Origin of the sequence: Bradyrhizobium sp. PRIMUS42 (assembly GCF_023006515.1) — a bacterium.
Taxonomy (GTDB): domain Bacteria; phylum Pseudomonadota; class Alphaproteobacteria; order Rhizobiales; family Xanthobacteraceae; genus Bradyrhizobium.
Genome location: NZ_JALBGZ010000643.1, coordinates 1 through 3605, shown reverse-complemented (window position 1 = coordinate 3605; position 3605 = coordinate 1). Strand labels below are relative to the sequence as shown.

Annotated in this window: 4 protein-coding genes and 1 pseudogene; 1 reads left to right on the top strand and 4 read right to left on the bottom strand. The window is 64.7% G+C overall.

What is annotated here, in order from left to right; translation table 11 throughout:
* Positions 1–361, top strand: a pseudogene (locus tag MOV75_RS31015) (hypothetical protein); the annotation flags it as partial.
* Between the two features lie 147 nt (positions 362–508).
* Here the strand turns inward: MOV75_RS31015 and MOV75_RS31010 are convergent.
* The 4 genes from MOV75_RS31010 to MOV75_RS30995 all read right to left on the bottom strand — a co-directional run.
* Positions 509–718: a hypothetical protein gene (locus MOV75_RS31010; protein WP_246931321.1), complete on the bottom strand. Its 210-nt coding sequence runs from the start codon at positions 716–718 to the stop codon at positions 509–511.
* 94 nt (positions 719–812) lie between these two features.
* Positions 813–2219, bottom strand: coding sequence for a 3-isopropylmalate dehydratase large subunit (gene leuC / locus MOV75_RS31005; RefSeq protein ID WP_246931322.1), 1407 nt, complete (start codon positions 2217–2219; stop codon positions 813–815).
* Between the two features lie 324 nt (positions 2220–2543).
* Positions 2544–2924, bottom strand: a complete 381-nt coding sequence (rplS, locus tag MOV75_RS31000) for a 50S ribosomal protein L19 (protein WP_246931323.1) — start codon at positions 2922–2924, stop codon at positions 2544–2546.
* Positions 2925–3034: 110 nt separating this feature from the next.
* Positions 3035–3605 (bottom strand): tRNA (guanine(37)-N(1))-methyltransferase (locus tag MOV75_RS30995; protein WP_247007222.1); only part of this gene is annotated, 571 nt, incomplete at its 5' end.

Here is a 3605-nt window from a genome sequence, read left to right as displayed (position 1 = left end):
GGGCGGACATTTTCACGGCGGCGGAGGCTTCCGCGGTGGCGGCTTCCATGGCGGCGGAGGACATATCGGCGGTTTCCGCGGCGGTGGATTTCGCGGCGGCCATATCGGCGGCTTCCGCGCCGGGCCGGCCTTCCATGGCGGTGGCTATCGCTATGGTGGCGTTCACCGCTATGGCGGGTTTCATCGCTACGGGATCTATCGGCCTCACTACGGCCATCGCCACTTCCACCGGCGCTATTATGTCGGCGGCTATTACCCCTATTACCACTATCCGCGCCGCTGCCGGATCATCTGGACCTATTACGGCCCGCGCCGCATCTGCCGCTGGCATCGCTGGCACCATCCGTATCGCTATTGGTGATGTGAGTTGTGTCGTCATGCCCGGGCTTGTCCCGGGCATCCACGATCTTTCTGTCAGCGCCTAAAAACGTGGATGGCCGGGACATAGGCGAGCGGAAGCGACGCCGTCGTACGGACGGCTATGCCCGGCCATGACGGAGAATTTGGCCTAGAGCCAATCCTTCAGCTTCCACGACGAAGCTTTCCACCGCGTCAGGTTCTCGAACTTCCACTGCTTGAACATCGCGGGCGGCCAGCGGCTGAGCTTCGAGGTCTCCTCGACCTCCGGCTTGGCGACAACGCGCAAGCGTGCAGCGGGCCGGCGGTGCTGGCGCGTGGCCTCGCCGATCAGGTCGACATATTCCGGCTTGTTGGCCATGGCTTTCGTCCTCGCGAAATCCTCGCGAGGACGAGAGTGTCAGGCGATCGATTAACGGCGATTTGCCGCGATCGCTACAATTGCAGGGAGCGGCTTAGCGCCAGTCCCTGACGTCGACGAAGTGACCGGCGATCGCCGCCGCTGCCGCCATTGCCGGCGACACCAGATGGGTGCGGCCCTTGAAACCCTGGCGGCCCTCGAAGTTGCGGTTCGAGGTCGAGGCGCAGCGCTCTTCCGGCGCCAGCTTGTCCGGGTTCATCGCGAGGCACATCGAGCAGCCCGGCTCGCGCCATTCGAAGCCGGCCTTGAGGAAGATCTTGTCCAGACCTTCGGCCTCCGCCTGCTCCTTCACGAGGCCGGAGCCCGGCACGACCATGGCGTTGACATGCGCCGAGACGTGCTTGCCTTCCGCGATCTTGGCGGCCGCGCGCAGATCCTCGATGCGGCCATTGGTGCAGGAGCCGATGAAGATGCGGTCGACCTTGATGTCGGTGATCTTCGTTCCCGCCGTCAGGCCCATGTATTTCAGGGCGCGATGCTTGGACAGACGCTTGGCCTCGTCCGCGATCTTGTCGGGATCGGGCACGATGCCGGTCACCGAGATGACGTCCTCCGGGCTCGTGCCCCAGGTCACGATCGGCGGCAGCTTGGCCGCATCGAGGTGCAGCTCGTTGTCGAAATGCGCGCCGTCGTCGGAGCGCAGCTTCTCCCAGTAGCGCATGGCCGCATCCCAGTCCGCGCCCTTCGGCGCCTTGGGCCGGCCGCGCAGGAAGTCGAACGCCTTCTGGTCGGGCGCAACGAGACCGGCGCGGGCGCCGCCTTCGATCGACATGTTGCAGACCGTCATGCGGCCTTCCATGCTGAGCGCGCTGATCGCATCGCCGGCGTATTCCAGCACGTAGCCGGTACCGCCCGCGGTGCCGATCTCGCCGATGATGGCCAGGATGATATCCTTGCCCGTCACGCCGTCAGGCAGTTTGCCGTCGACGGTGACGCGCATGTTCTTCGCCTTCTTCTGGATCAGCGTCTGCGTCGCCAGCACGTGCTCGACCTCTGAGGTGCCGATGCCGTGCGCGAGCGCGCCGAAGGCGCCATGCGTCGAGGTGTGGCTGTCACCGCAGACGATGGTGGTGCCGGGCAGGGTGAAGCCCTGCTCGGGGCCGATGACGTGGACGACGCCCTGGCGCTTGTCGAACTCGTTGTAATATTCGATGCCGAATTCCTTGGCGTTCTCGGCCAGCGCCTTGATCTGCTCGATGCTTTCAGGATCGGGATTCGGCTTGGTGCGGTCGGTGGTCGGCACGTTGTGGTCGACGACGGCGAGCGTCTTCTCCGGCGCGTGGACCTTGCGGCCGGTGGCGCGCAGGCCTTCGAACGCCTGGGGCGAGGTCACCTCGTGCACCAGGTGACGGTCGATGTAGAGCAGGCAGGTGCCGTCCTCGGCTTCGTGCACCAGATGGTCGTTCCAGATCTTGTCGTACAATGTGGTCGGCTTGGACATGAGCGTCAGCTCCGAAGGATGTGTGTCAGCGAAGAGCGCGGGTGGCGCGCCGGGCAACAAAATCGTCAGCGCAGCTTTTAGGCTGCGCGCGTAAGCTCTGACGTTGCCGAAGTCGCGAAGCGTCCGAAGAACCGTCCAGGCAGCCGCGAGCGATCGTCGATGACGATGCGCTTGATGGGCTCCATGCTGGTCCGATCTGGAAACATTCTACGAATATATAGCAGGCCGAACCGGAATCGCGAGGGCTTTGACGCGCACGGCTGACGCAACAAAAAAGCGCGGGGTTTTGCCCCGCGCTTTCGGAAACTCGACTGTAGGCGAAGCCTACTCGTTGACGGCCTTGGCGTGCTCGGTTTTCTCGACGATGCGGGCCGACTTGCCGCGCAGCTGACGCAGGTAATAAAGCTTGGCGCGACGCACCTTGCCGCGGCGCACCACCTTGATCGAGTCGATCATCGGCGACATCACCGGGAATACGCGCTCCACGCCCTCGCCGTACGAAATCTTGCGAACGGTGAAGCTCTCGTTGAGGCCACCGCCGGAACGGCCGATGCAGACGCCTTCATAGGCCTGCACGCGGGTGCGGTCGCCTTCGACGACCTTCACGTTGACGATCACGGTGTCGCCGGGACCGAATTCCGGAATGTCCTTGCCGGCGGACAGCTTGTCGAATTGCTCTTGCTCGAGCTGCTTGATCAGGTTCATGGGTAAATCTCCATCGGCGCGCCCAGCCCTGGAAACGGGGGGCTGCGCAAAATTCGTCTATCCAGCCATTGCGGATTTGGCCGCTCCTATAAGGCAAGCCGGAGCGTTTGTCACCCGTCTGTCTTGTTTTTTGGCGTTTTTTGGCGACCGGCCCGATTCGCCGGCTTGGGTGGGATCTGGGCCCATAAATCGGGCCGCCGGGCCGCCGTCAGGGCCTCCGATTGCGCCCGCCGCCAACTGGCGACCTTGGCGTGGTCGCCGGAGGTCAGGATGTCCGGGATCGGGGCCCCCTCGAACAGCTGCGGACGGGTGTATTGGGGGTACTCCAAAAGGCCATCGGAGAAGCTCTCCTCGGTTCCCGAGGCCTCCTTGCCCATCACCCCCGGCAGCAGCCGGACGCAGGCGTCAATCAGCGCCAAAGCCGCGATTTCGCCGCCGGACAGCACGTAATCGCCGATCGAGACCTCCTCCAGGCTCCGCCCGTCGATCACCCGCTGGTCGATCCCCTCGAAGCGCCCGCAGACGATCAGGGGGCCGGGGCCCTGGGCGAGCTCTGCAACGCGGGTCTGGGTCAATGGCCGACCGCGTGGGCTCATCAGGAGTTTCGGCCGGTCCGGGCCGATCCCGGCGGCATCGATGGCGGCCGCCAAAACATCCGCCCGCAGCACCATGCCCGGGCCG